This is a genomic window from Paenibacillus sp. J22P51 (assembly GCF_059692215.1).
The window spans coordinates 849,710-873,217 of the sequence record NZ_JCAUAZ010000002.1 but is presented as its reverse complement, the minus strand read 5'-3'; the positions used below and the strand labels follow the sequence as shown (position 1 = coordinate 873,217).

Annotated in this window: 17 protein-coding genes; 2 read left to right on the top strand and 15 right to left on the bottom strand. The window is 43.8% G+C overall.

Going from position 1 to position 23,508, the window contains the following annotated elements; all coding sequences use genetic code 11:
* Positions 1–355: 355 nt before the first annotated feature.
* From AC58QC_RS08140 to AC58QC_RS08125, 4 genes are read right to left on the bottom strand one after another with little or no spacing between them, the layout of a single operon-like run.
* Positions 356–2,515 carry an MMPL family transporter gene (locus tag AC58QC_RS08140; RefSeq protein ID WP_497414671.1) on the bottom strand — a complete coding sequence of 720 codons (2,160 nt, stop codon included), beginning with the start codon at positions 2,513–2,515 and terminating at the stop codon, positions 356–358.
* A 10-nt stretch (positions 2,516–2,525) separates the two neighbouring features.
* Complete coding sequence (locus AC58QC_RS08135) at positions 2,526–3,677, bottom strand: NAD(P)/FAD-dependent oxidoreductase (RefSeq protein WP_497414670.1); 1,152 nt, start codon at positions 3,675–3,677, stop codon at positions 2,526–2,528.
* Entirely contained in the window at positions 3,677–4,393 is a 717-nt protein-coding gene (locus tag AC58QC_RS08130) for a methyltransferase domain-containing protein (protein WP_497414705.1), read from the bottom strand. Before AC58QC_RS08130 ends, AC58QC_RS08135 begins: the two co-directional genes overlap by 1 nt.
* Positions 4,386–5,534, bottom strand: coding sequence for a type III polyketide synthase (locus AC58QC_RS08125; RefSeq protein ID WP_497414669.1), 1,149 nt, complete (start codon positions 5,532–5,534; stop codon positions 4,386–4,388). Before AC58QC_RS08125 ends, AC58QC_RS08130 begins: the two co-directional genes overlap by 8 nt.
* Before the next feature lie 193 nt (positions 5,535–5,727).
* Here AC58QC_RS08125 and AC58QC_RS08120 point away from each other — a divergent pair, with 193 nt between their 5' ends.
* Entirely contained in the window at positions 5,728–6,162 is a 435-nt protein-coding gene (locus AC58QC_RS08120) for a DUF6526 family protein (RefSeq protein ID WP_497414668.1), read from the top strand.
* 67 nt (positions 6,163–6,229) lie between these two features.
* On the opposite strand, the gene AC58QC_RS08115 is transcribed toward AC58QC_RS08120, so the two are convergent.
* The 9 genes from AC58QC_RS08115 to AC58QC_RS08075 all read right to left on the bottom strand — a co-directional run bounded on the left by AC58QC_RS08115 (position 6,230) and on the right by AC58QC_RS08075 (position 18,071).
* Positions 6,230–7,369, bottom strand: coding sequence for a glycoside hydrolase family 88 protein (locus AC58QC_RS08115; protein WP_497414667.1), 1,140 nt, complete (start codon positions 7,367–7,369; stop codon positions 6,230–6,232).
* 27 nt (positions 7,370–7,396) lie between these two features.
* Positions 7,397–8,995: an AraC family transcriptional regulator gene (locus tag AC58QC_RS08110; protein ID WP_497414666.1), complete on the bottom strand. Its 1,599-nt coding sequence runs from the start codon at positions 8,993–8,995 to the stop codon at positions 7,397–7,399.
* Complete coding sequence (locus AC58QC_RS08105) at positions 8,988–10,787, bottom strand: cache domain-containing sensor histidine kinase (protein ID WP_497414665.1); 1,800 nt, start codon at positions 10,785–10,787, stop codon at positions 8,988–8,990. Before AC58QC_RS08105 ends, AC58QC_RS08110 begins: the two co-directional genes overlap by 8 nt.
* A 135-nt stretch (positions 10,788–10,922) precedes the next feature.
* Positions 10,923–12,260 (bottom strand): ABC transporter substrate-binding protein, encoded by a 1,338-nt coding sequence (locus AC58QC_RS08100; protein ID WP_497414664.1) that lies wholly within the window; start codon positions 12,258–12,260, stop codon positions 10,923–10,925.
* A gap of 128 nt (positions 12,261–12,388) precedes the next feature.
* On the bottom strand, positions 12,389–13,177 hold the full coding sequence (locus AC58QC_RS08095) for a carbohydrate ABC transporter permease (protein WP_497414704.1): 789 nt from the start codon (positions 13,175–13,177) through the stop codon (positions 12,389–12,391).
* Between the two features lie 134 nt (positions 13,178–13,311).
* Positions 13,312–14,217, bottom strand: coding sequence for a carbohydrate ABC transporter permease (locus tag AC58QC_RS08090; RefSeq protein ID WP_497414663.1), 906 nt, complete (start codon positions 14,215–14,217; stop codon positions 13,312–13,314).
* A 190-nt stretch (positions 14,218–14,407) separates the two neighbouring features.
* Positions 14,408–16,216 (bottom strand): galactose-binding domain-containing protein, encoded by a 1,809-nt coding sequence (locus AC58QC_RS08085; protein ID WP_497414662.1) that lies wholly within the window; start codon positions 16,214–16,216, stop codon positions 14,408–14,410.
* 248 nt (positions 16,217–16,464) lie between these two features.
* On the bottom strand, positions 16,465–17,079 hold the full coding sequence (locus AC58QC_RS08080) for a PH domain-containing protein (RefSeq protein WP_497263455.1): 615 nt from the start codon (positions 17,077–17,079) through the stop codon (positions 16,465–16,467).
* Positions 17,080–17,171: 92 nt separating this feature from the next.
* Positions 17,172–18,071: an AraC family transcriptional regulator gene (locus AC58QC_RS08075; RefSeq protein ID WP_497414661.1), complete on the bottom strand. Its 900-nt coding sequence runs from the start codon at positions 18,069–18,071 to the stop codon at positions 17,172–17,174.
* A gap of 100 nt (positions 18,072–18,171) precedes the next feature.
* On the opposite strand from AC58QC_RS08075, the gene AC58QC_RS08070 reads away from it, so the two are divergent.
* Positions 18,172–18,954, top strand: coding sequence for a phytanoyl-CoA dioxygenase family protein (locus tag AC58QC_RS08070; RefSeq protein ID WP_497414660.1), 783 nt, complete (start codon positions 18,172–18,174; stop codon positions 18,952–18,954).
* Between the two features lie 193 nt (positions 18,955–19,147).
* On the opposite strand, the gene AC58QC_RS08065 is transcribed toward AC58QC_RS08070, so the two are convergent.
* On the bottom strand, positions 19,148–20,575 hold the full coding sequence (locus AC58QC_RS08065) for a glycoside hydrolase family protein (protein WP_497414659.1): 1,428 nt from the start codon (positions 20,573–20,575) through the stop codon (positions 19,148–19,150).
* Positions 20,576–20,695: 120 nt separating this feature from the next.
* Positions 20,696–23,434: an alpha-mannosidase gene (locus AC58QC_RS08060; protein WP_497414658.1), complete on the bottom strand. Its 2,739-nt coding sequence runs from the start codon at positions 23,432–23,434 to the stop codon at positions 20,696–20,698.
* Positions 23,435–23,508: the final 74 nt, after the last annotated feature.

Genomic DNA, 23,508 nt, shown 5'->3' with positions numbered 1-23,508 from the left:
TGTAAGCGTGTTTTTCACCGTTACAGCGTGGAGGGCCATTCAATTCTGGCACATTTCGCCTCTGTAAGCGTGTTTTTCACCGTTACAGCGTGGAGGGGATTCGATTCTGGCACATTTCGCCTCTGTAAGCGTGTTTTTCACCGTTACAGCGTGGAGGGCCATTCAATTCTGGCACATTTCGCCTCTGTAAGCGTGTTTTTCACCGTTACAGCGTGGAGGGGATTCGATTCTGGCCCTTTTCGCCACAACATACAAAAACTTAAGGTAATTGCAAAAAACAAAGGAGCTAAGCGCAACCACGCTCAGCTCCTTTTCCACTCCAATATTGTCCTTTGGGGCAACCTTTTGTATTACCTTATGTACGCGTTTTATTCATACGGGGTCCCCACCAGTTCCATTTGCCGAGGATGACCATTAATGCGGGTACGAGCACCAACCTGATCACCGTAGCATCGATGAAAATAGCCGCAGCAATGCCAATACCTAGCTGTTTCACACCTACCACATCTCCAAATGCAAATGGCAAGGTGACCGCAATCATGATAGCAGCAGCCGAGTTTATGATTTTACTTATCGAAGACAAGCCTACTAGCACAGCGCGATAATTATCTTGTGTTCGTTGGTACTCCTCATAGATCCGCGATACCAAGAAAACACCGTAATCCATCGAAATCCCGAAGGCCAGCCCAAAAATAAACACGGGAATCATAATGGCAATCCGACTCGGTTCCAAGCCGAAATGCCCCTCCTCAAATAACCAGGCTAGAATCCCGAATGATGCGCCTAAGCTCAATAGGTTCATGAGAATGGTTTTTATGGGGATGAGAATGGAACGGAAAGCAATGAATAACACGACATAATTCGAGGCCAGGATGAACAGAAATACATATTTTATATTGTCAAAAATGTCGTCGAAAATCTCCTGCTGATACTTCGCTTCGCCGCCTAGAAGGAATGGTAGTGTAACTGATGAAGCCCCTTCTTTTTCCCAGCGTCTCAGCCAGTCCATCACTTGCTGCGATGTAGGTTCACCCTTTAATCGAATTTGAACGAGCATCTCATTCTCATGAACAAAAGCTTGAAAGATTCGCTCGTATTTCACTCGGGCAGCTGGATTGTGGGATACGGCATATAGTTGATCATACGGCATTCGCATGTTCGAAAAAACCGAATCTATCCCTTCAACAAGTGGATCTCTCTCTAATTTATGAATAAGCGAAGCAGCGTTCTTCCAATCATTCATGGTCATTGAGGAGGTTTTCCCTCTTGCAATGAGATAGACATCTGAACTTGTTCGAGTACCGAAGTGGGTTTGATAAGCTTCGAAAGCTGCGCGGGACGCATAGCCCTCAGGTAAGGAGGTTGCGTTTGGAATCGCCACATGCATCTTCGTCAGCGGTAGGAAACAAGCAATGAGGATACAGGCAGCAAGCAGGCTCATTTGGACAGGTTTTCTCATCACGAAGCGTGCCATGGCAAACCAGAGATTGCTTTTACCATTCTGAGAATAAAGTGGTCTCCGTTCGGCTCGAATGGCCGGCCACCACAGGGTTAGAAGCGCCGGAACTAACGTTAAGGAGAGCAATACCGAAACGGATAGTACGGTCATAGCACCTAAAGCAATGGTAGAAAATATGGGAAGTGGAATGAACAAGATGCCCATGAGACCTAGGAAAACACTCAGCGCTGAGAATAAGACAGCTCTTCCTGCTGTTGTCATCGTCGTCATGACGGCTTGACCTGCCCGGTGCACATGGATTTCCTCGCGGAAACGACTAACCATCATCAAGGCAAAATCAATGCTAAGAGCCAAACCTACCATCGGAATGACATTCAGCACGAAATTAGACAAATCGATCCGTGTACCAATCCACACCATCATCCCCATTGTGCCGGAGACTGCGATAACTCCAACGATAATTGGAATCAATGCTGATGTCATGCCGCCAAAAGCCAGCCAAAGAATTAGAAAAGCCACCGGCAGACCAACGCTTTCCGCTTTTCGCAGATCATGTTCACTCGCTCGATTCACGTCTTCTTGTACAGCCGACTTCCCCGTCAGTTGTACGGTCATATCGCGATGCTTCGGGAGACGAGTTTGGAGCTCATGCAGAACAGGCTTCATTTCGTGTGGACTTTGCTGAAAGCCCAGCAGTGCATAGGCGTGATCCCCTTGGATCATCCCCTCTCTATCGAGTGGAGATACGATTTCGCTTAACCCTTCCATACCACGTAAGGATAAGAGATCTTGCTGAATGTACCGCTCAAATTGCCGGGGGTCCATAGGCGTTTTGTTCTCAAACACAAGAATGACGGGGTTCGCTGGGATATGGAAATCAGAGGCAAGCGTTCGCTCGACTTGGGCATAGGCTCCATCCGAGATCAGACCATGATCCTTCAGAACGCCAGGCAGCTTAGGGGCGTAGAAACCAAAATAAAGGAAGAATATGAGCCAGAATAGGAGGATCGTTTTGGGATAACGAAGGGATATCATGGCAAGTTTCTGCAAGGTCATGCCCCTCTCCTTACAACTCGGCTTCTTTTAACCTAGTCGCTTGAACCAATCGATTAGCTAATCCAGGTGTGTACTTAGCAGCAGCAAGCATAATATGCGGCAGATATGGCACAGCCAGCATCCCTTGCAACAGATGTCCCCATTTCAAGGGTCCCTTAAATTCCCGGTGAATAGCCTGCGTATAGTCCCGCTCCCACTCAGCTAAGGTGATCTCCCCCTTTAAATACCGGGATGCGAGTGGTGCGCATATCCCCGCTGAACGCAGCGCCATCGACATCCCGTCACCGCAGAGCGGCGGCAGCATCATAGCGGCGTCCCCCAAGCGTGGATACTTATCCCAAGCAAGAGGGGTACGGGTTAGCTTAACAGGCGCAACAGCTGCCTGCGTGCCATGAACGGGTTGGGCAGAAGCTAGCCGCTGGGACAGCTTACCATGCCTGAGGGAGGCTGCTTCAATTAACCCTAGGATCGATTTTTCTGTATGTTGAAAAGCCTCTCGTTCTAATAATGCCGCTACGTTCACTCGCCCGTCTTCAATGGGGGAAATGCCCAAGTAACCGCCATCAAAAAAATAAAGCTCCACAACGCCGTTCATTTCAATCCCTGTATAATGAGATTTCACGCCAAGATGCGTACCCTTGATAGATGCAGCATCTGATGGACGTTGACTATGATGACCGGGAAGACCCATTACACCCGTAGCTGCAATAACAGCTCGTACATGGTATCCGTGAACATGTCCTTGCTGTTTGGCTTCAATGAAATATCCCTGATCACTCGGTTTCACAGAAATCACAGTCGTTTCTGTCTCCACCTGTACACCTGAGCGCAATGCCGCATGATGAAGAGCGGAGTCAAGCTGGTAGCGGCTAACTCCCCAAGCCGTTCCTGGGAGAGCAATCTGCAAGGGTTGTCCTCGACTAAGGATCAAGCTTGTCCGACGAATCGCACTTGGCTTCAGGGCAGCGACTGCTTTCCGCAATCCAAGCTTTTTAAGCATGGTTAACGCTTCTGGGGACAGAAATTCCCCGCAAACCTTATGCCTTGGGAATGCCTTTCGATCGAACAGCACTGTATCCCAGCCTTGATCGGCTAAGGACTTAGCCATCACACTACCTGCGATTCCTGCACCGATAACGGCTACATCATAACTATGAGTCATCATGCCCGCTCCCTTTTCACAATCACGACAGCATACCTGAACAAAGGTCTCCAGGAAACCAACATATCCGATATGCCCAACGCTTTACGGAGGTATGTCCAATCCCTGGCCCGAAAGCCTTTGGCTACAGACAAGGGGCCATCATTCAAAATATAGCGGTTTTTGGAGATCATTCGAGCCGTTACCCACACAGCTGCCCAAGCGATCCAATGCCGATGGATATCATTAATAACGACACCTAATCGGGAGGCCTTCAGCATGCAGCCCACAACTTGAGGAAGCTCTGTGTTGGTAAAATGATGCACAAATTGTGTGCCGGTCGTGATATCGACCCCATTTTCCGGAAGCTGAAATAAACTGCTCCTCATCACACGAACGCGTGGCTCAGCCCGATAGAGCTCCCGTGCCTCAGCGCAAGCTTCCTCGGTAATGTCAACGAGCGTAATGCTAAGCTCTACCCCATGCTCATCCGCCCAGCGTAACAGATGCCGATTGACATCTCCGGAACCAGATCCAACATCGAGAATCGTTAATGACTTTGGCTTGCCTGCTTGCAGCCATAAGCGCTTTAATCCAAATAAAGTAGGCCCCGCAGCACCAAAAATGCGATTAAGCAGGCGCAAATGCTTCAAGGCTTGTCGAAGCTCGGGACCACCTGACGAGAAGTCATCCATTAATTCATGCTGTACAGCCCGTTGCTTAAGCCCCCTAAACATAGGTTTCATCTAACTTCTTTTCATGGATAGCTGCAACTCCGAGATAGGTGATTTGAATCATTTCACACGTTAATCCGGGTCCGAATGCGAGGGATATCCCACTTGTTGGTCCAGCACCGCGGTTCGCGAGTTCCTGCCTGGTTTGATCTAATACAAAAAGAATCGTTGCAGAGGACATATTGCCATAATTGCGCAATACCGTTCGGCTCGGACCCGTTTCATCCGCTGATAATCCGTAAACCTCCTCCAATGTATCAATAATCCCTTTCCCACCAGGATGAATCGCCCAAATCTCCGGTTTGAGACCCCCAGCAAGCAGGTGCTCGATTTGTTCGGGAACCCAGGTTCCAATCAATTTAGGAATATTCGGCGACAGGTACAGATCAAATCCGTGATTCCCTACATCCCATTTCATTTCATCTGCACAATCTTGTAACAGTATCGAATGATCATTCCCTAATTGGAAGATTGGCTGGTGCTTATCACTGCTGACACCGACCACACAAGCAGAAGCACCATCCCCGAAAAAGGATGCACCAAACAGAGCTTCACGATCACTAGATGGCTGAATGTGAAGTGTACACAGCTCAACACAGACAACAAGAACGTTGGCTTGCGGATTACTGGAAACGATTTGGCGGGATAAACATACAGCCTTCAACCCAGCAGCGCACCCGAGAAAATTGAAAGGAATCCGATTCACATTGGCAGCTAATCCCAACTGTTGCGTCAATGCTGCATCTAATCCTGGAAGAAACTGTCCTGTACAGCTTACGGTGATCAGATGCGTAATGTCAGACACGTCAACTTTGGCATCGGTCAAGGCTTTGTTGGCCGCCTGCAAAGCTAATGGTACGGACTCTCTCTTATAGGTAGCCATTCGGTCAGAGGTCGACGGTGCATCCTGATTCGTTTGTGAAAAATACCGGCAATTTTCAGCTGTTTCCAGCAGGTTCGGTTCACAGGTGTATCTGGTTTCCACGCCGCATTGCTTGAAAATTTTCTTCGCCCAACGCGCGGAATTAGGGTTGTCACGTAAGGCATCCGTTAATCGCCCAGAAGTATCTGCTTGATCTAGACGGAATTCAGGCACAGCTGTGCCAATCCCAAGAATCGATATAACCTGATCTTCTTGTTTCATTGTATATGCTCATCCCCTTGGCTTATTCAATTCTTGGTTGGACATGCAGATCACTTTACACATATGTATTCAATTATGGATCTGAATATGAAAAAAGCAGAATCAAAAACAATTCCTCATCTTCATATTCCCTTGTTCATTATAGAATGATTTCTGACCGACGAAATACGATAGTAAAAAGGAGTGATTTCAGTTGAAAGAACAAAATTACCAAAATCATGTCAGGTACTATTTGCTTTATCATTTTATTGGAGCGCCACTTTGTCTAATCATACTGATTGGTTCCATTGTGCATTTCGTCCGTGTGATTCATCATCATGAGAGTGTTTGGTTTTCGGTTTTCACTCTTATTTTAACCGTACTTTTCATTGTCACCATGATTAGTGCGAGATTTTACGGTCATACCGTTCAAAATCGAGTGATTCGAATGGAAGAAAATTTCCGCTATTATCGACTTACTGGGAAACTACTCGATTCTACGTTATCATTGCCTCAAATATTTGCACTACGTTTTGCGAGTGACGAAGAATTCGTCGCATTGTGTGAACGAACTGTGCTTGAAAACTTATCTCCAGAAGACATTAAACGCGAAGTCAAGAATTGGAGGGCGGATTATCTTCGCGTGTAAGATTTATAGATTTGCATATGAAAGAGCCCTGCCAAATTTCGCAGGGCTCTCATTTATACCTCTATAACTACCAGAGCACTTCCTTCTGTCCTTTCAGCTTCGTCAATGCTTCCACAAAGAAGAAGTCGCCGTAAATGATCGGAATATGATTCGGATACCGTTCAGATTTGTAGAAGATCGTCCCTTTGGTTATGAGACCCTCTTCTTCTTCGTTGTCCCAAGCCCCATAATTTTCGTAGAGTGATTTGATGATTCGTTCTCCTGCTTCTCTATAGAGAGCAGCCTCGAGTTCGGGAACCCAATTTGCAATTTCTAGAAGGCCACTGGCCGCACAAGCAGCAGCCGATGTATCCACACAGTCTTGTTCTTCCTTTGGAGCACGGAAATCCCAGTACGGTACACTATCCTCCGGCAGCGCGGAAATGAAGAAATGAGCAACACGCTTCACAGCATCCAGATACCGCTGCTCTCTCGTATAGCGATAAGATAGCGCAAGACCATGAAGCGCCCATGCATTTCCTCTGGACCATGCCGAGTCTGGCGAATAGCCCTGTCCAGCCCTAACCTCCACTCGTTCGCCCGTATGTGGATCGAAGCACACAATATGACGCACAGAGCCATCTTCACGAACAAATTCGCGCAGCACGGTGTCCGCATGTGCCATAGCGACGAACTTAAATCTCGGATCATCCAAGGTCTCAGAAGCCCAATATAGAAGCGGCAAATTCATGGCGCAGTCAATGATTGCCCAACCGGTACGACGATCTGTCGCATTGTCGGGCCAAGCACGAATGAAATTACCTTTCAAGTTGAATCGTCCTGCCAAATGGCTTGCCGCAATCAACCCGCGTCGTTTCGATTGTTCATTGCCTGTAAGCTTAAATTGAGCTACGGCGGACAAGCTCCAGATAAACCCCATATCATGATCCAACTGGTAAAAGTTTTCCAGAACCACATCCAATTGTGCTTCACATGAAGCCGCATACTCGGCTAATTTCTCGTCCCCAGTTTCCCGGTACATTAACCATAATAAGCCTGGCCAGAAGCCGCTTGTCCACCATTGTGGCTGGGTGCTGTCATACTTCCCATTCACGGTAATATGGGGAAAGGTTGCTTCGATTCGTCTGCTTGTTTTAGTGAGCTTAGCAACGGTTCGCTCCCACGCCTCATCCATCCAAGACTTGGATCGTGCACTTCCTTGTGTCATCGTTCCTCTCTCCTCTTCAATCATATTTCATTTCCTAGCATATTCCGCTGGTGTGACGCCTACTTGATTTTTAAATGTTCGAACGAAATAGCTTTTGCTCTCATAGCCAAGCAGCTCCGACAGTTCATCAATCGTTTTATTGGATGAAATCAACCACTCTTTCGCTTTATCCATTTTCAAACGTGTGACAAATTCAATGTAGCCTTCACCCGTTTCTTTTTTGAAAAGCCTGCTGAAATAACTTGGATTGAGCTCCAGTCTTTCTGCTATTTCTTCTAGTGATATTTTCTTATTGAGATTCATTTCCGTGTATCGCTGAGCCTCAATAATTTCCGCTCGAACAGATTGGTTCGATATTTGTTTCATGACCTGGACACACTCATGTAAAAATGCATTCATCCAGCTCTTAAGCTCGTCCACTGTCTCCATTACATTCATCTTCTTGTGTGAAATTTCCATGGCAAAATAGGATTGAAACCGCTGAATGGATCTTAATCGAACCTGCAAATCCATCATTATTTTCAGAAAAAAGCTTTTCACATCCTCAGGTTGATACCTCTCATCGCAAATCATCCCAAACCATTGGTCCACTGTAGGCCCAATGAGCGATGCGTCCTGATCCAAAATAAGTCGTTTACAGACTTCTGAAATCTCTGCGTATCGAGAGAAAATATCTTGCTGCGAGAAAGATAGCGACAGCTCCTTCAGCCTGACTTTATCCAGTGCGTGCAAATAAAATCGTTGATCAGCGGTCTGTGTCAATGCCTTTAACTGCTGCTTCAATTCACTAGGTGTAGAAATAACATCTCCCGTAATAAACGAAGTATTCACTTTCACATATTTGGCGAGTGCTTTCTGGATATTGGAAATCGTATCTCTAATCGTCTGATACACATTGACAACTAAGGAATTCTGATAAGGAAACAGTAAGATGGTTTCATTGGCTTGGTAAGGGAATACGATCGCTGTTTTGGAATCCACAACTTCATTGAGCACATTTTCTATGGCAAATTTCAACGTATCTTCCGCTTGAAATCGCTCTAGCGTACTCTGGTAATGATTGACAAAGCAAGTAACTGGAACAATCTGTACGGAGTGAAGTCCACAGACTTCTCGTGCTTTACTCCACTCTTCTTCGCTCATAATCGGTTGATGCAGTAAAGCACGAATGAACTTTTCCTTGTAGATGAAATTATGCTGTTCAGCAATCTGTTTGAAGCGCTCCGTGTGCTGTCTAGCATGTTGAGCAACATCCAGATTCTCAATAAGCTTGCGCAGGATGGGCACGATGGTTTGAGCATTCAATGTCTCTTTCAGTACATATTCATGAACATTTAATTTCACAGCCATTTGGGCATATTGAAATTCATTATGGCAGGACAGAATGACGGCATGTAGATCCTTATGCTCCTCTTGCAGGAGCTTAATTAATTCCAGGCCGTCCATAATCGGCATCCCGATATCTGTTATTAGAATATCTGGGCAATTCTCTAAAGCTGCTTTGTAAGCTTCACTACCATCTTCGTGCATGCCTACCACATGCAGCCCAAGCCCTTCCCATGGAACAATTTCTTGCAAATAGGATAGGACCAGGTAATCATCATCAACAAGCATCACCTTATACATTTGTCCTAGCCCCCTTCCGTTCATTCGGAATAAATAACGTAATTGTAGTCCCTTTTCCTTGCTCAGAATGGATCAACATCTCGAAATCTTGTCCGCACATAATTTTCAGCCGATCATACACATTTTTCATCCCTATACCAGATACTTTCGATTGGTGATTCTCGCTTTGCTTCAGCTCCGATCGACCGTATAGTACGTCTGAAATTGCAGTCAATTGCTCCGCTGTCATCCCGATGCCATCATCTTCAATGGAAATGAAATAGCCACCTTCTGATTTTCTGGAATCAATCAGAATTAATCCGCGCTTTTGTTTTAAACCATGGATGTAAGCATTTTCAATAATGGGCTGCAGCGTAAATCTAGGAAGCTGTTCCAGCAGTGTCTCCGTCTCTAAATTCACAATCAATTCAATACCTTCTTTGTGCCTGAAATTCATTAATTTAATATAATGTTGGACCGTTTGCACTTCCTCGTGCAGCGATACGAATTCATTATTCCGATTAATTGTCATTCGCAGCAAATTGGATAAAGAACTAATTAATTCTGCTCCCTCGAGATCACCGCGCATTTCGATGCGAATCCGCATGGAATTCAAAATATTAAACAAAAAGTGCGGATTGATTTGCGCTTGAAGCAAGTCAATTTCCGCCTTATGCTTAAGCTGCTGCTCCAGCGTAATCTGCAAAATCATGTCTTGTATATGATCGAGCATGTTGTCGAAGGATTGACCCAACCTGCCAATCTCGTCATCCCCACGAATATGTGATCTTACGTGCATATTCCCTGAATCTACATGTGCAGCCACACGATCTAATTTCATGATTGGCCTTGTGAACCTTCTGATTAAATAAAATAGGAACACTGAAAACATAACCATAAACGCGCATTGCACAAGAAAGTTGATCTGATATAAATAACTAAATTTAGCTGCAGCTTGCTTGAAAGGCGTTAGACTCACTATTTTCCAATCTGCAAAACGAAGATCATGTTTATTGGCTAGATACTTAACATGATTTATGGTAATGATATCTGCCGCTTTACCTTCAGATAACAAATCCAAATAAGGAAAGGTTTTTCCTATTTGACTTTCATCCCGATGTGAGACCAGCACGCCATTCACATCCATCAAGAAGATGTCACGACTTTGATCATATTTCTCAAGAATTGGACTAATTTGTTTAACTGGTCTGCTAACTATCACTTGCCCCGGCGGCAATTTACTGCTTACCTTGAAATTTCGAACCACAGTTAGCAGGCTTGGCGTATTCCCCGTTTCCGGTTTCACATAATTCGGTTGAATGCCTGCCCAATAGGTCTGATTCACAGGTTTATCCCTGATTTGGGTTAACCACTCCAATTGAAGCAGGGAAGCCGAATTACTTTCATTAGCAGGATAATTGGTAAAAGAAAACCCATCTGGCATCATGATCGTAATATACGTATTTTCACCCGCGACTGACATACTTTGCAGCCGATTAATAATCTGGCGGTATTTTAATACGTCGATGTTCCCCGTTTCGTTTAAGCCATACCAGACTTCCTTCATCTGGGATTCCATTTCCGTATCCGAGAAGATCGAGTTTAAGAAATACATCATATTGCTGCTCATATTTGAAATAAACAAATCAATCACATTCAGGCTCTCATTCGCTTTTTCTTCTGCTTGATTCTTAATAATATCTTGTGTGATGTAATTCGTAACACCTAATGTAATGAAGGCAGGCAATATTAAGCACAATAATGAAGTAAGAATAAGCTTCTTTCTCCATGAAATTTTATAAGATCGAAACATCTATTAGCCTCCTCTACTTCACTATGATAAATCTTCTAAAGAAGTGATTCAAGGAGGATCTTTGTGGTAAAAGGGCAAAAGAAGAATGCCAAAATGGCATTCTTCTTGCATATGATTTACACGACTAGCTAGGTCCTACTTCTTATTGGCATCTACGATTTTCTGCAAGGATGTTTTGATCCCTGTCATTGTCGTGGTGATATCAGCCTTACCTAACAAATATTTCTCAGCTTCAGCTACATAAGCTTTTTCCAATTCAGCCAAGTAGTCAGGCACAACTGGGGATTTACCAAATTTGGATACTTTCAACGTATTCACCAATGATTCTTTGTCAATCAATTCTGGTTTCAACGACTGTTTAATGATAACGTCTAATTCTTTGTTTAGGTCCGCCTTCTTCCAGGAGGATAATCCACCTGTTGCTTTCAGAGAGATCCCCTCAGTCGTTAAAAATCTTGCAAATTTATAGGCTTCCTCTTTATGTTTGGAATTTGCGGAAATAACGATTGGATTAGAAGCTCCATTTGAGTAAAAATCATCTGATTTCGAATTTTTCGGTACAGGCGCAAAAACAGTTTTAAATGTAGTAGGAAGCTTATCATTTCCACCAGCCTCGCCTGCCAAGAATGAACCGATGACCATCATTGCTGCTTTTCCGCCAAAGTATTGATTGCGGTAAGGGATTTTTTGTGAAATAACATCTGAGTAGGAAGCCGCAGCTTTATCCACATTTTGTAATTGATTCATTAATTCCAAGGATTTTTTGAAGTTAGGGTTATCAATATTTAATGCCGAAGCGTCATCTTTCATCAACCCTTGATCTGCAGGCAAGTTTAATGTTGTCAGACGGAAAAACTCTTTAAAGGTATGGAAATGAGTACCATAACGCTTAGCAGCACCTTCGCCTTTCGTTAACTTCTTCGCGTAGTCCACATACTCTTCCCAAGTCCAATCTTTCGGCACCGGGAGTTTAGCTTCATCCAAGAAATCCTTGTTCAATACAACCAACTGTTGTTGGAACAGACCTGGCAATGCATAGATCTTGCCATTCAAAGCCATATCACTTTTATATTCATCGGCAAACTTCACGCCTTCTTTGGTCAAGTAGCTGTCCAATGGCTCATAATTGGTCAAAGCGCGCTTGGCGTAGTTCGCCATGCTATTGATCTCAATAACGTCCATTTCCTCGCCAGATGCGCTTAGAATGTCCAATTTCTTCATCGTTTCCGTTGCATCGTTCTCAACAACAGATACAACTTCTACTTTAATATTCGGATTCTTGGACTCAAAGGTCTTAATGACATTCTCGAAATCTTTCGCAGGAATCCACGTGTGATATTTAACTGTCACTTGTTTCGCTGGAGCCTTGCTCTCAGCCGCCGTTGTCTTTTTCTCCGCTGCTTGGCCACAACCCACTGCGAACCCTGCTACGAGAAGAAGTGATAAACCTGCTGCAATTTTCTTTTTACTCATCAATACCTAGCCCCCTATTTAGTAAGTGCTGCATCCGCTTTCATGATCCTAATTTATCATAGTAAATGATTACACAATACATCCTATTTCTACATTTTAGATAAAATTTTTACATTTTCGACTCTTTGCTATCCTTTAACACCGCCTGAAGCAATGCCTTCAATAACTTGTTTCTGAGCAAAGATAAAAATAATGATCAACGGAATAATCGCCGAAACTGCACCGGCCATCATTAAAGAATAATACGCTCCGCTCGCGCTGGCAAACTTTCTCATCGCTAATTGCAAGGTGGCCATATTATCTGTTTTCAAGAAGATCAATGGATTTGAGTAATCATTCCAGGTCCATATAAATCTTAGAATCGCATAGGTTGCCAACGACGGACGAACAAGTGGCAAAGCGATATGGGTGAATGCCTTGAGATGGCTGGCTCCATCGATCTTCGCCGATTCAATGTACTCATTATGAATACTCATAAAAAACTGCCGCAGCATGAAGGTACCTAACGCACTAAACGAACCAAGTAAGATCAAACCGATATGTGTGTTGAATAAGCCAAGATATTTGAATACTAGAAATTGCGGAATAATGATCGAGAAATGCGGGATCATGTACGATGAAAGGACAATAAGAAAGATAAAATCCCTGCCTTTGAAGGTAACCTTCGAGAATCCATAAGCTGCTAAACTAGATACCAGCACGGAAGTAATCATCGTCAGTACACTAACTTTAATCGTATTCCAGTAGTACAGCGTAAATGGATATTTGCCATTCCATATTTCCTTGTAATTCTCAACAATGTTCCAATGCCTAGGAATCCATTCAATTGGGAAATTAAATACATCTAATTCGGGCTTAAAGGAAGTTGAAAGCATCCAAATAAAGGGCAGTATAAACAGGATGCCAATACCAAACATCACAATGGTTAAGAAGATCTTTGTATAATCAATTTTTCTACCCTTCGCTCTCAATACATTTGATTGTACAACATTCGCTTTCACTACGTTTACACTCACAGCATTTGTTTTCATAGTTACACCCTTCTTACGATTTAATAGTTTACCCATTTCTTCTGGCCATACCATTGAACCGCTGTAATGACCATTACACAAGCGAATAAGAACCAAGCCATAGAAGAAGCATAACCTGTTTTCAAATCCTCAAAGGCCGTCTTATATAAGTAGTAGCCGATAACAGATGTTGAATACGAAGGTCCACCCGAAGTCAGTACGGAAACGATGTCAAAGACTTTGAAGCTGGCAATGATCCCTGTGATGAAGAGGAAAAAAGTAGTTGCTGATACCATTGGCACCGTAACATTTCTAAACTTACCAAAAGCACCTGCGCCATCGATATCTGCTGCTTCATATAAATCCTTCGGAATGGATTGCAAGGCCGCTAAGTAAACGATGAGGAAGAATCCAATCCCCACCCAAACCATAATCATCATGACCGATGGAAGCGCGTAGGTCAGATCGGCAAGCCATTTTGGCGGATTCTCAATGCCGAGCGCCATTAATGTTTGGTTCACAGGACCAAGTGATGGATGGAATAACACCTGAAATACGACTGCAACAGCGACAATACTGGAAATGTAGGGCATGAAGAAGACAACTTTGAAAAAGCTTTTGAAGTACACATACTTGTTTATTGTGACGGCAAGTAATAAAGAAACGATAATTTTAATCGGTACCACCAAAATAAGCACCACGTTGTTGCGAACAGATAGCATAAATTTATCGTCATTGAATAAATGCACATAATTTTTGAAGCCTGCGAACTTCATATGCTCCAGTTTGGTCACAAAATTCCATTCGGTAAAACTAATAATAAGTGAAGCCAACGTTGGGATAATCGTAAAGATGATTAGTCCGATCAGCATTGGTGTTATGAACATATATCCAGCAAATGCTTCTTTTAATTGCAGCTTGTTTCTTCGCTTTATGACTTGGCTCATAGTGTCCCATCCCTTCTTTTTCATCATTATATAAATTAAAGGGGGGCATCAGTAAGTTACAATCATGTCATTTTTGATAAAAATTTTACATTTGTCGTCAATTGTATTAGGGAATGATGTTAGTACCGATACAAAAAAATTCCTGCCTCCCCAGTAGGAAGACAGGAATAACATCATGAATTGAATCGAATTAGTTAGGTGTAAGGATTACAACAGAAACATCGTTTGGTGCAAGTGGAAATGTAAATACCCCATTTGAGAGCGACGAAACAATGGTGCTTGTTGGTTTTTCAAGTGTCGTTGCACCGTTGTAAACATAGTTACTATGCGTTGCCCCCACGATATATCTTTCCACTTTAATATTCTTGCCAGCAAAACCTGGAGGTAAGGCACTTATATTTAGTTTCACATCATAAGGAGTAGTTCCTGTATTTTGATAGTTCCAAACTAGAACGGCTACTTGATTATTATTTTTTGTAGCAAGCGCTCTTACACCTTGACCACCGCTCGCCGTTTGATCACTAGTTGTATTCACACGGGAATTTGTACTTTCGTCTCCCAGCATATTCTGCATTTTTAACAAAAAGCCAGTTGGATACGTTACTGAGACACCAAAGACATCATTAAAAACAACTTGATCCGTTGAAGTCTGAACAGCGAATTTGTATTGCCGTAGATGTCCGGACTTCCATGAAATCTTAACAGAACTGACCGTTTTGGATGAACCCAGGTCCAGTGTGACCTGCCTTTTCCATGTTGAGTCCTCTTCCCACCAAGTATTGAAATTATTATCGTACATTTTATTAAGATTACTAAAGTCCCCACCAGCATAAGCAGAAACTATTGGAATAACTTGGCCGTTCTGATCCAAGACTTGAATTTCTTTAATTGATGTAAAATCGTCAATTTCATTCCCATAGCCCTGAATTCTAACGTATCTGGCTGTCTCATTCGCAGGGAAAGGGTAATTCTCTAACTGAGCCGTCGTACCTGTGCTCCATTTAAAATTATAGCCATACTGACTTTTCAAATAATTTGCCGAATGTTCATTGATCCATTGAACAGGCTTTGCTCCCGCAGCAATGAACTGATATCCCATACTCGCTACTAAAGCCGTTTGTTTAGCTAGTTCGGTTGCTGAAGGATTAAAATCTGTTCCTCCTCCTACAATGCCATATTCAGAAATGATGACTTCAGCATTCGGATAACCATACTGAGTTAACCAACCCTTAACTTCACCCACACTCGGACCAACATTTGCATCGGAGGAATAAGCATTCCAAGTAATAAAGTCAAGTTTTCTGCTATTTGCTTGAGCATCCTGAATAAATGGTAAAATCCAGTCTGTACCATGATAACTCGCAGTAATCGGTCCTCCCAGTTTTAAAGGTGCACCATGATTCACATCCGTATTGACTCTATCGACAGCTTTTTGAAATACGCCATACAGTTCATTATAGGTGGTTACATTTGCAGCACCGTTGGGCATAGGTCCATCGGGATGATTAGGCTCATTCCAGCAAGTAATATATTCCAGCTTGCTATATTTTTCCTTCATATACTTTAGTCCTTCATAAAGGACATCCTCAAATTTAACTGCGTCCCAATTCGCTCCAGACAAACTTGAAGGCGCAGACTTTATTGGCATAAGGATAGAATCCGCGTACAGCTCAGCTTGGTTCAACCTGTTGTACCATTGGTCAAACCAATCCATATCCATCGTTGTTAGGTCAGTTGGATCTGTAAACCAATTTTCGATGTGAGAAAAATATCTAACCATTTTGGTGTCATAGCTATTAAAATCATTGATCTGAGTATCTACAGCGCCTCTGGGGTTAAGATTGTTATATTGCGCGAGGTTGTAATAGTTAGGTTTGACAACGGATAGATCCACCCCAACATTTGCCACAGTAGCCGCACTTGCGGTGCCCATACTGCCAAAAAGCAAAGACATGCCCATAGAAATTCCTAAGATTTTTTGGAATGCTCGTTTTCTCATTAATTAAACTGCTCCTTTCGATTCTGAGATAAAGCTTGTGATTATAGCTAAATAATTTTCAACACTTCCTTATCAACCGAGTGGCAGCACCCCTTTCTATTGTTAGCGCTTACATTCATTTTATATATATTAGTGCGATTTCGGAAAGCAATAATCTTGTCATTTCTGATAATTATTTTACTTAATTAAAGAAAAGAGCCCTCCCTATTCGGAAAAGCTCTTCCCTATATCGTTGCTGACCGAGACTATTAGTTGTTAATATAACGTTCAAAGATGGAACCGAAATCCTTGACCTTTAACTCCGTATGCTTGCCCTTCAACCAATTGTAGGCTGATTCATTAATCGCATCGAATTGCGTGACAGGTGAGGTCGTCTGTGTCGATATACGACCTGTTGCTTCCTTCGCAATAACGACACTTTGCTTGGCATAATCAAACAAGTCCTCGTTATGCGCCACCGTCTCAGAAATCTTGATTAAGGCTTTGTATAAGTCTTTGATCTGTTCAATTTGCTTCTTATCCACATCAATCGAGAAGTTCGTGTGACCGATAATGAACTTGATCTCAACGTCAAGATCAATCGTTCCTGCCGTTTCCATATAGACCTCGGAAATCGCATGTTTGTGATAGCTGTAACGTTTCAGCACACGCTTACTGCTAATCGCACTATCGCCATCTAGATGAATGAGGGCAAGGTTCGTAAAGCAGTATTCGTCCTTCTTCGATTTGATGATGAAGAAAATTTTCTCGCCATCCTCATGCATGACGTAATCATCGGAATCTACCTTATCGAAATCAACCGGACTAATCACTTTACCGATATCGCTTAAACCTAATGCATCCGCCGCAAATTTCTTGAACAATGGAATCATCCTCTCATATTAGAAGCTTATTTCGTTCTAATCTATTATACAAGATTGGTAGAATTTACATAAGTAGTAGATTGTTACCCATTCTATCGCTTCTCTTTTTGGCGGAATCGGCCAGGAGGCACCTTTTTCTCCAATAGGAACGTACGTGTAAAATAATGCACCGAAGAAAATCCAGTCATCTCTGCAATTGCTTTAATAGGCAAATCACTGCTCAGTAAGAGATAGGCAGCTTGTCGAATACGTTCACTCCGGATGAAATTAGTGAAGCTCTCATGGATTCCCTCCGAGAATAGACGCGATAGATGACGCTCCGATACACTCAAGTAGCTTGCAACATCTTTGAGTTGGAGTGCTTGGGAGAGATTGTCGCGAATATAAAGCTTGGCTCGCCGCATCAAGACATGTGTACTTTTATGACGAATGACAGGCGACTTGCTCAGCGTTCCGAATACAGCTGGAAACGAAACTAGTAAGGCGTAGGCCACAGACTGAACAGCCGCAAAGGGGAGACTACCCTGCCCTTCTCGGATGAGAAGTGACCGCCATAATTGCGCCGTCGGTTGATCCTCAGCATCGTATACAATGACATCACCATGGAGTGCAAGCTCATTGAAAGCTTCCTGCATCCTATATTCACTTAAGGTCTCATCTAGCTCGAAAGCAATATATAAAATGTTTAGCCCTTTTTCTGTACGAATTTGGTGGATAATGCCAGGCTTTGAGCAAAAAAGAGTACCAGCACGTAGTGAATAGACCGTATCCTCTTCCGAATATTCCCCTTCTCCATCCAATATGTAACAGATTTCGAAAAAGGAGTGCTTATGCGGTTGATTCTCAAACAAACAAGGATCCACGCCCCAATAATGAACTTTAAAGCAGGCTCCTGGTCCCTGGATAACATTGACGGCCTCATTAAGCATCGAGTACGTTTCCTTATATAGATACATGGCTTCACCTTCCAGAAAAGTGTCCTTATTGTGCAAAACTATGTCCTCTGTTGAAAAAGATTACTTTGGCATATGCTCTTATAATTATAGATAGATAGCGGTATAAACAGCAACCACAAAATGGAGGCATGGAACAATGATACAATCCAAAGATGTCGATTTTTACAAAGAAAATGGCTACTTACTCGTCAAAGGGGTCTTCAATGAAGATGAAGTTGTTGAGATGAGATCAGCTGTGGAGAAGATTATTCAGCGCGCAGCACTCGCTAAAGCAGATAGAAATGATACTTGGCAGGGCGACTATCTACCAGCTGAAGAGCTGAAGAAGCTTGTTCTTAAAGGCTTTCATGATGTGCATTACCACGATTCCGCGTTTATGAGAGCCGTCATTCACCCTAATATGGTAGCTGTTCTAAGACAAATCATCGGGCCAAACGTTCAGCTTCATCATTCGAAAATGCTTGTAAAACCGCCTGAAAACGGTGCTGCCTTCCCTATGCATCAGGACTACCCGTATTTCCCGCATGAGAAGCATACGATGCTCGCGGCAAGTGTCCATTTGGATCGAGCGGATGAAGAGAATGGCTGTCTGCGTGTCATTCCAGGATCCCATCTCGCGGGAAGCTTACCCCATATCGGCACCCATTATCTGAATCATAAAGAATATCCGATTCATATGGGGACACCTTGTGAAGCGGAAGCAGGCGATGTATTGTTCTTTAATTATTTAACCATCCATGGATCTTCCTCGAATAAGAGCACAAGAACGAGAAGAAATGTGCTGTTTCAATATCGAGAAGCTAGCGATTACCCTAGCAATCAGGAACATATTAATTGGGGCATGGGACTGATGGTTAGCGGGGAGAATCCCAATTTCACGAAAGTGAAACCGAACTTCCACATTATCAAAGAAGCTTAAAGATTACCTAATAGGCTGTTCTGAAGTAAAGTCATCTACTTCAGAACAGCCTATTCCTTTAGGTAAATACACTTACCTGCAAATGGCTCAAGCCCACTAGAACATATACAAAAAAGGACCGCTGCAATTGAACGCAGGCAACGGTCTCTTCACGCTTTAGGTCTAAGTTCTTATCTTAATAGATCGCCAAAGGTCAGTTAACCCCAACCTTATCTTCTCTCACATATGACGTCTGGTACCATAATGTACGATATTCTAGTTGATGACCTGAACGCCAAGAATCCAGATAGAATGGTACCGTGAAGAATTCGTAATGCCAGGTTGAACTAAACTGCTGCCTAGTTATCGTTCTGGAAGCGAGCACAGCCCCTCCATCACTAGCATCGACGACTTCCAAGGTGACAACGTCTAAGTTATCCGCATTGTTGTTGTCGACCATCAATTTCCAAACAGCCGTATTTTCGCCAACATTCGTAACTGTCGTGTAAGGTCCGTATTGCATGTAGTTTGGTGAATCCAAGCCCGTATCGGCAGACCAACCATCCGCATCCGCCCTGCCAATGACATGCCCCAGACTTTCAGCTTCCCAAGAATTCGTGATCCCGCCGTTCAATTCATTCGCGATGCGAGCACGTCTCGTATGATTGTCTGATGAGCCTCCGCCAGGTACAACGCCACGGTAATAAATATAAGGTACCCCGCTAACTGTGATAAAAGCTGGACCGTCATTGCCGTAATAATTTTGAGTTTGTGGCAAAATTGGATTTTGCGAATATTTGGTCCAGCTAATCAAATTGGAAGAACGTGCCAGACCGCTGGACCATTTGGCCGAGCCGAAAGGAGCATCAGTACTTCCTTCATACACCATATAGTAGTATCCGTTCTCATAGATGATATCTCTTTTGCCAACCGTACCAGAATCCCAACCGCTGCTGGAGGTGTTAATGATCGGGTTAGCACCGTTCCTGCTAAGGCTAGTTAGCGATGTTCCAGTCGCAACGCCCACACGGCAATCCGTCCAATCGTATCCGTGATAGAACAGATACCACGTTGATCCTACCTTATAAAGACTCGGCGTTCCAATATTCGCTGATTCCCAGCCAGATGTATTATGCGTAAGTATACGCCCCTGTCGAGTAAAACTAGTTCCATTCGTGGAAGTGGCGAGCCCTATATCCCCCGCTGATCCGTTACCCGTCCCTTCATATACCAGATAAAAGGTGCTGCCATCGTACCAGATGCCGGGGAAGCTGGCCATGTTGTCGTCCCATTGTCCGGGAGAGCCTACATCCAGTACGAGACCATTATCTGTCCAGCTCGTGCCATTTGTTGATTTGGCTAATCCGATGGCTAATTTTCCCGCTCCATTGAGTTTAATGTAATAAGCCCAAATCGTTCCACTTATTGTAACTGTAGAGATATAATGCATGTCAAAGCTAGCACCCATGTTGTTATTCGTTTTATCCAGCTTTGCGAATGCTTCATTCGAATTAAACATCGTACTTACAGAAGCGGTGTAACTGCTGTTTGTGGCGAAGGATGCGGAACTAGTGCCGAATAGTAGTGCGACTATGAGTACCATCATCGTTACAGACCTTCCGAACCGAAACCGAACCTTCATGGAATCACTCTCCTCATTTATGGTTGCAAATATAAATACTACGATCCTCCTTTCTCTTAAAAATTCCATCAGAGACAGCACTGCTGAGCACTGCCATCAATGAAGGCTTCCAGTCTTTATTTAAAAAGAAATCTGGATGCTGATAATTTGCTTCGACCTTGCTGCAATGGCGATGACATTCTCAGTGAAATCCGCAAGACCTTGCGTTTCTTCATCCAAATTAACGTAATCAGCACTCATCAGCTTACGATCACATGTAATCGTTCCTTCTACGGATTTGTCCGCGATGTTGAAGAGACGAATAACAAACGTATCGTCTCGATCTTCGGACGCCTTGACGGCGCTAACGATAAGCTCAGCCGGACTTACTTGAAGAAATGAATGCAAGAGTGATAAATCCGCCTCGCGTCGTTGCAGCGATTCGTAAACAACTTTTTCCAATTTTCTGTCAATTGTACGAATTCCCGCCACAAACTGCTGATGTTCATTCCAAATGCGGCTTGTATGCGCCTCGTTAACGGCAAAGGGACTGATCGCGTAATGAAACTCAAGCTCTGTTAGAAGCTGACCACCATCCCCGCCATCTGAAAGAACCTCTTTGCCTGTACTGCGAAATAAAGTCAGAGCTACAGTTCTCGATTCATCCCTGCGAACTGCCGCTTCATATAATCCCTTGCTGTACACAGCTAATCCACTGGTGCCATCATCAATTGTAATGATGCCATTATGTGGAACAACGTCTCGCGACTTTTCCATGTACCCCGTATAGTCCGGAGGTTTAATGTTTCTTTTCACATAGTCAAACGGCGTACTCGTGTGGAAATGTTCCGTTTGCAGCCCCGAAGGAAACAACAGACGCAGACGGTGATCGCGCGCACGATTGTTTACCACGGTTCGGCATCGCAGAATCGGATCATCCTTCCGTATTTCCAGAAAGGTCGTGACTTCAACCGTAACAAAATCTTCGCTTCTTCTCGTTTCTTGTGGATGAATGGCATGTGGAATGCATAGCGAATTGCGGATTCGAATACGCGTCTGCAGCGGGCCGTCGTAGACAACAGAAATGTTGGCGTGCGAACCATAGGAAGTAAAGACTTCGTTCGTTACTGGGCTCACATGGTTCCAACCTTCACCGATATCCGCTTCATCCTCAAGGAGCAGCAAACCAACATAACACCGCCCCGTCTCTAAATCCGTTATATCAATGGTGCCATTCGGACGGACTTCCACCCGGATTCGCCCATTTTCCCAAGAATTGGCGTTCATCCCCATGGACCCAAGTAAACGTACGGGAGCCGTTAAATTAGGTGCATGGTATTCACCAGGACCAGGGCCAATTAACGGTGTTTTTTTAGTTACATAAACGGCATATCCGAATGACGGAACGCGGGCATGGAAGGCAATGCGGCACCGATCTACCGTGTCGGAATAAGGAATATCCCGGTAAGGCCTCCACATACGTGATCTGTTTTTGCGAAGCTCCAGCAGTTGATACGGAATCTCGTTTCTTTCATGATCATAAAGACGGAATGAAGTTCCGCCCAAGTGAAACATCGTCGCAGCTGCATCCGACATCACAGGCATGGCGAACTCAATTTCAATGACACCGTCAATTGCGGACTGGGAAGCATTGAAAACAGTAATTACTTGATCTCCGTCTTGGTCTGAAAGCCCGTGATGATTAGAAATATAAAGGAGCTGCTCTCTAACCATTCCTTCGGCAATGAGTCTGCTCTGATCAAAGCGATACATCATATCGCGATGAACTTGATCGATCGAACAGCCGCATATGGAATCGTGAGGATGATTTTGAATCAAATACTCCCAAGCTTTCGCTAAGAAGTTTTTGGGATATGCACGCCCTTGGAGCGATGTAAATACGCCCCACGGCTCCGCCCATTTCTCTAGCAGCGTTTCGCAAGCTTGATTGTTCATCTTCAAATGAATCCGAGAAGAAAGCACATTAGCAAGCACCCAATTATTTACGCCGTTATACCCAGGTGATCTTTGCTCGCCTCTATACACTTGGAGCTCACCAATTTTTTCACGCAAATCCCTGACATAATCTTCTAAAGAACAATGCTCAAACTTGGCACCCAAGTTAGCTTCATTCAGTGTTTTCAGTATCCACGGCAAACGAGGTTCAATCTCGATGTGATCTACACCGTCAAACCCAGCAATGATAGAGGTTGTAGCTCGTTTGGATTTGTAGTCCAACATGTCATTTGCCCGCCTGATTAATTCCTCGGGTTCATACTGAAATTCCCGATCTGCGAAGGGCCACCGAATAAAGAAGTAAAAGTCTCCATAAGAACGATCCTCATCGAGTTTAAGCCCCAATACACGACTGCCGTCAACACCCTCCCACCAAATCTCCGAAGCGTCTGCATCTCCGTAAAATCCACGGAACAATACGGCATTATCAATCCCGAAGCCTTGCAAGATTTGTGGAAATTGACTATTGTGACCAAAAATATCGGTGATATACCCGGATTTCATCGGGCGGGCGCCGAAAGAGCGTGATCTGCGGTATCCAATTAGAAGATTTCGAATCAAAGATTCCCCACTGACGAGAAATTCATCCGGCATGACATACCAAGGACCTATGGAGATCCGACCCTCCTGGATAAGCTTCATGAGACGCTCTCGGTTCTCTGGCCGTATCTCTAAGTAATCGTCCAAAACAATGGTCTGACCGTCCATCATAAAATGGCTATATGCTGGATCTTGCTCCATTTTTTCAATGAGCTCATCAACTAAATAAACAAGCCTTGTGCGGTATCCCTGAAAATCCTGATACCATTCGCGATCCCAATGTGTATGAGAAATCACGTAGACCTTTTCTATTTCTTGAGGCATATTCATCCGATCTCCTTTTTAAAAATAAAGACGGACAGTCCGTATTTTACTTCACAGATTGTCCGTCTGATTCT

What these genes read in the sequence shown, in the direction of transcription:
- AC58QC_RS08115 (WP_497414667.1), bottom strand. Translation starts at nt 7,369, where the DNA reads ATGACACAAGGAAGTGCACGATCCAAGTCTTGGATGGATGAGGCGTGG.
- AC58QC_RS08095 (WP_497414704.1), bottom strand. Translation starts at nt 13,177, where the DNA reads ATGTTTGGTATTGGCATCCTGTTTATACTGCCCTTTATTTGGATGCTT.
- AC58QC_RS08090 (WP_497414663.1), bottom strand. Translation starts at nt 14,217, where the DNA reads ATGAGCCAAGTCATAAAGCGAAGAAACAAGCTGCAATTAAAAGAAGCA.
- AC58QC_RS08070 (WP_497414660.1), top strand. Translation starts at nt 18,172, where the DNA reads ATGATACAATCCAAAGATGTCGATTTTTACAAAGAAAATGGCTACTTA.
- AC58QC_RS08140 (WP_497414671.1), bottom strand. Translation starts at nt 2,515, where the DNA reads ATGACCTTGCAGAAACTTGCCATGATATCCCTTCGTTATCCCAAAACG.
- AC58QC_RS08110 (WP_497414666.1), bottom strand. Translation starts at nt 8,995, where the DNA reads ATGTATAAGGTGATGCTTGTTGATGATGATTACCTGGTCCTATCCTAT.
- AC58QC_RS08130 (WP_497414705.1), bottom strand. Translation starts at nt 4,393, where the DNA reads ATGTTTAGGGGGCTTAAGCAACGGGCTGTACAGCATGAATTAATGGAT.
- AC58QC_RS08100 (WP_497414664.1), bottom strand. Translation starts at nt 12,260, where the DNA reads ATGAGTAAAAAGAAAATTGCAGCAGGTTTATCACTTCTTCTCGTAGCA.
- AC58QC_RS08135 (WP_497414670.1), bottom strand. Translation starts at nt 3,677, where the DNA reads ATGACTCATAGTTATGATGTAGCCGTTATCGGTGCAGGAATCGCAGGT.
- AC58QC_RS08125 (WP_497414669.1), bottom strand. Translation starts at nt 5,534, where the DNA reads ATGAAACAAGAAGATCAGGTTATATCGATTCTTGGGATTGGCACAGCT.
- AC58QC_RS08060 (WP_497414658.1), bottom strand. Translation starts at nt 23,434, where the DNA reads ATGCCTCAAGAAATAGAAAAGGTCTACGTGATTTCTCATACACATTGG.
- AC58QC_RS08065 (WP_497414659.1), bottom strand. Translation starts at nt 20,575, where the DNA reads ATGAAGGTTCGGTTTCGGTTCGGAAGGTCTGTAACGATGATGGTACTC.
- AC58QC_RS08105 (WP_497414665.1), bottom strand. Translation starts at nt 10,787, where the DNA reads ATGTTTCGATCTTATAAAATTTCATGGAGAAAGAAGCTTATTCTTACT.
- AC58QC_RS08085 (WP_497414662.1), bottom strand. Translation starts at nt 16,216, where the DNA reads ATGAGAAAACGAGCATTCCAAAAAATCTTAGGAATTTCTATGGGCATG.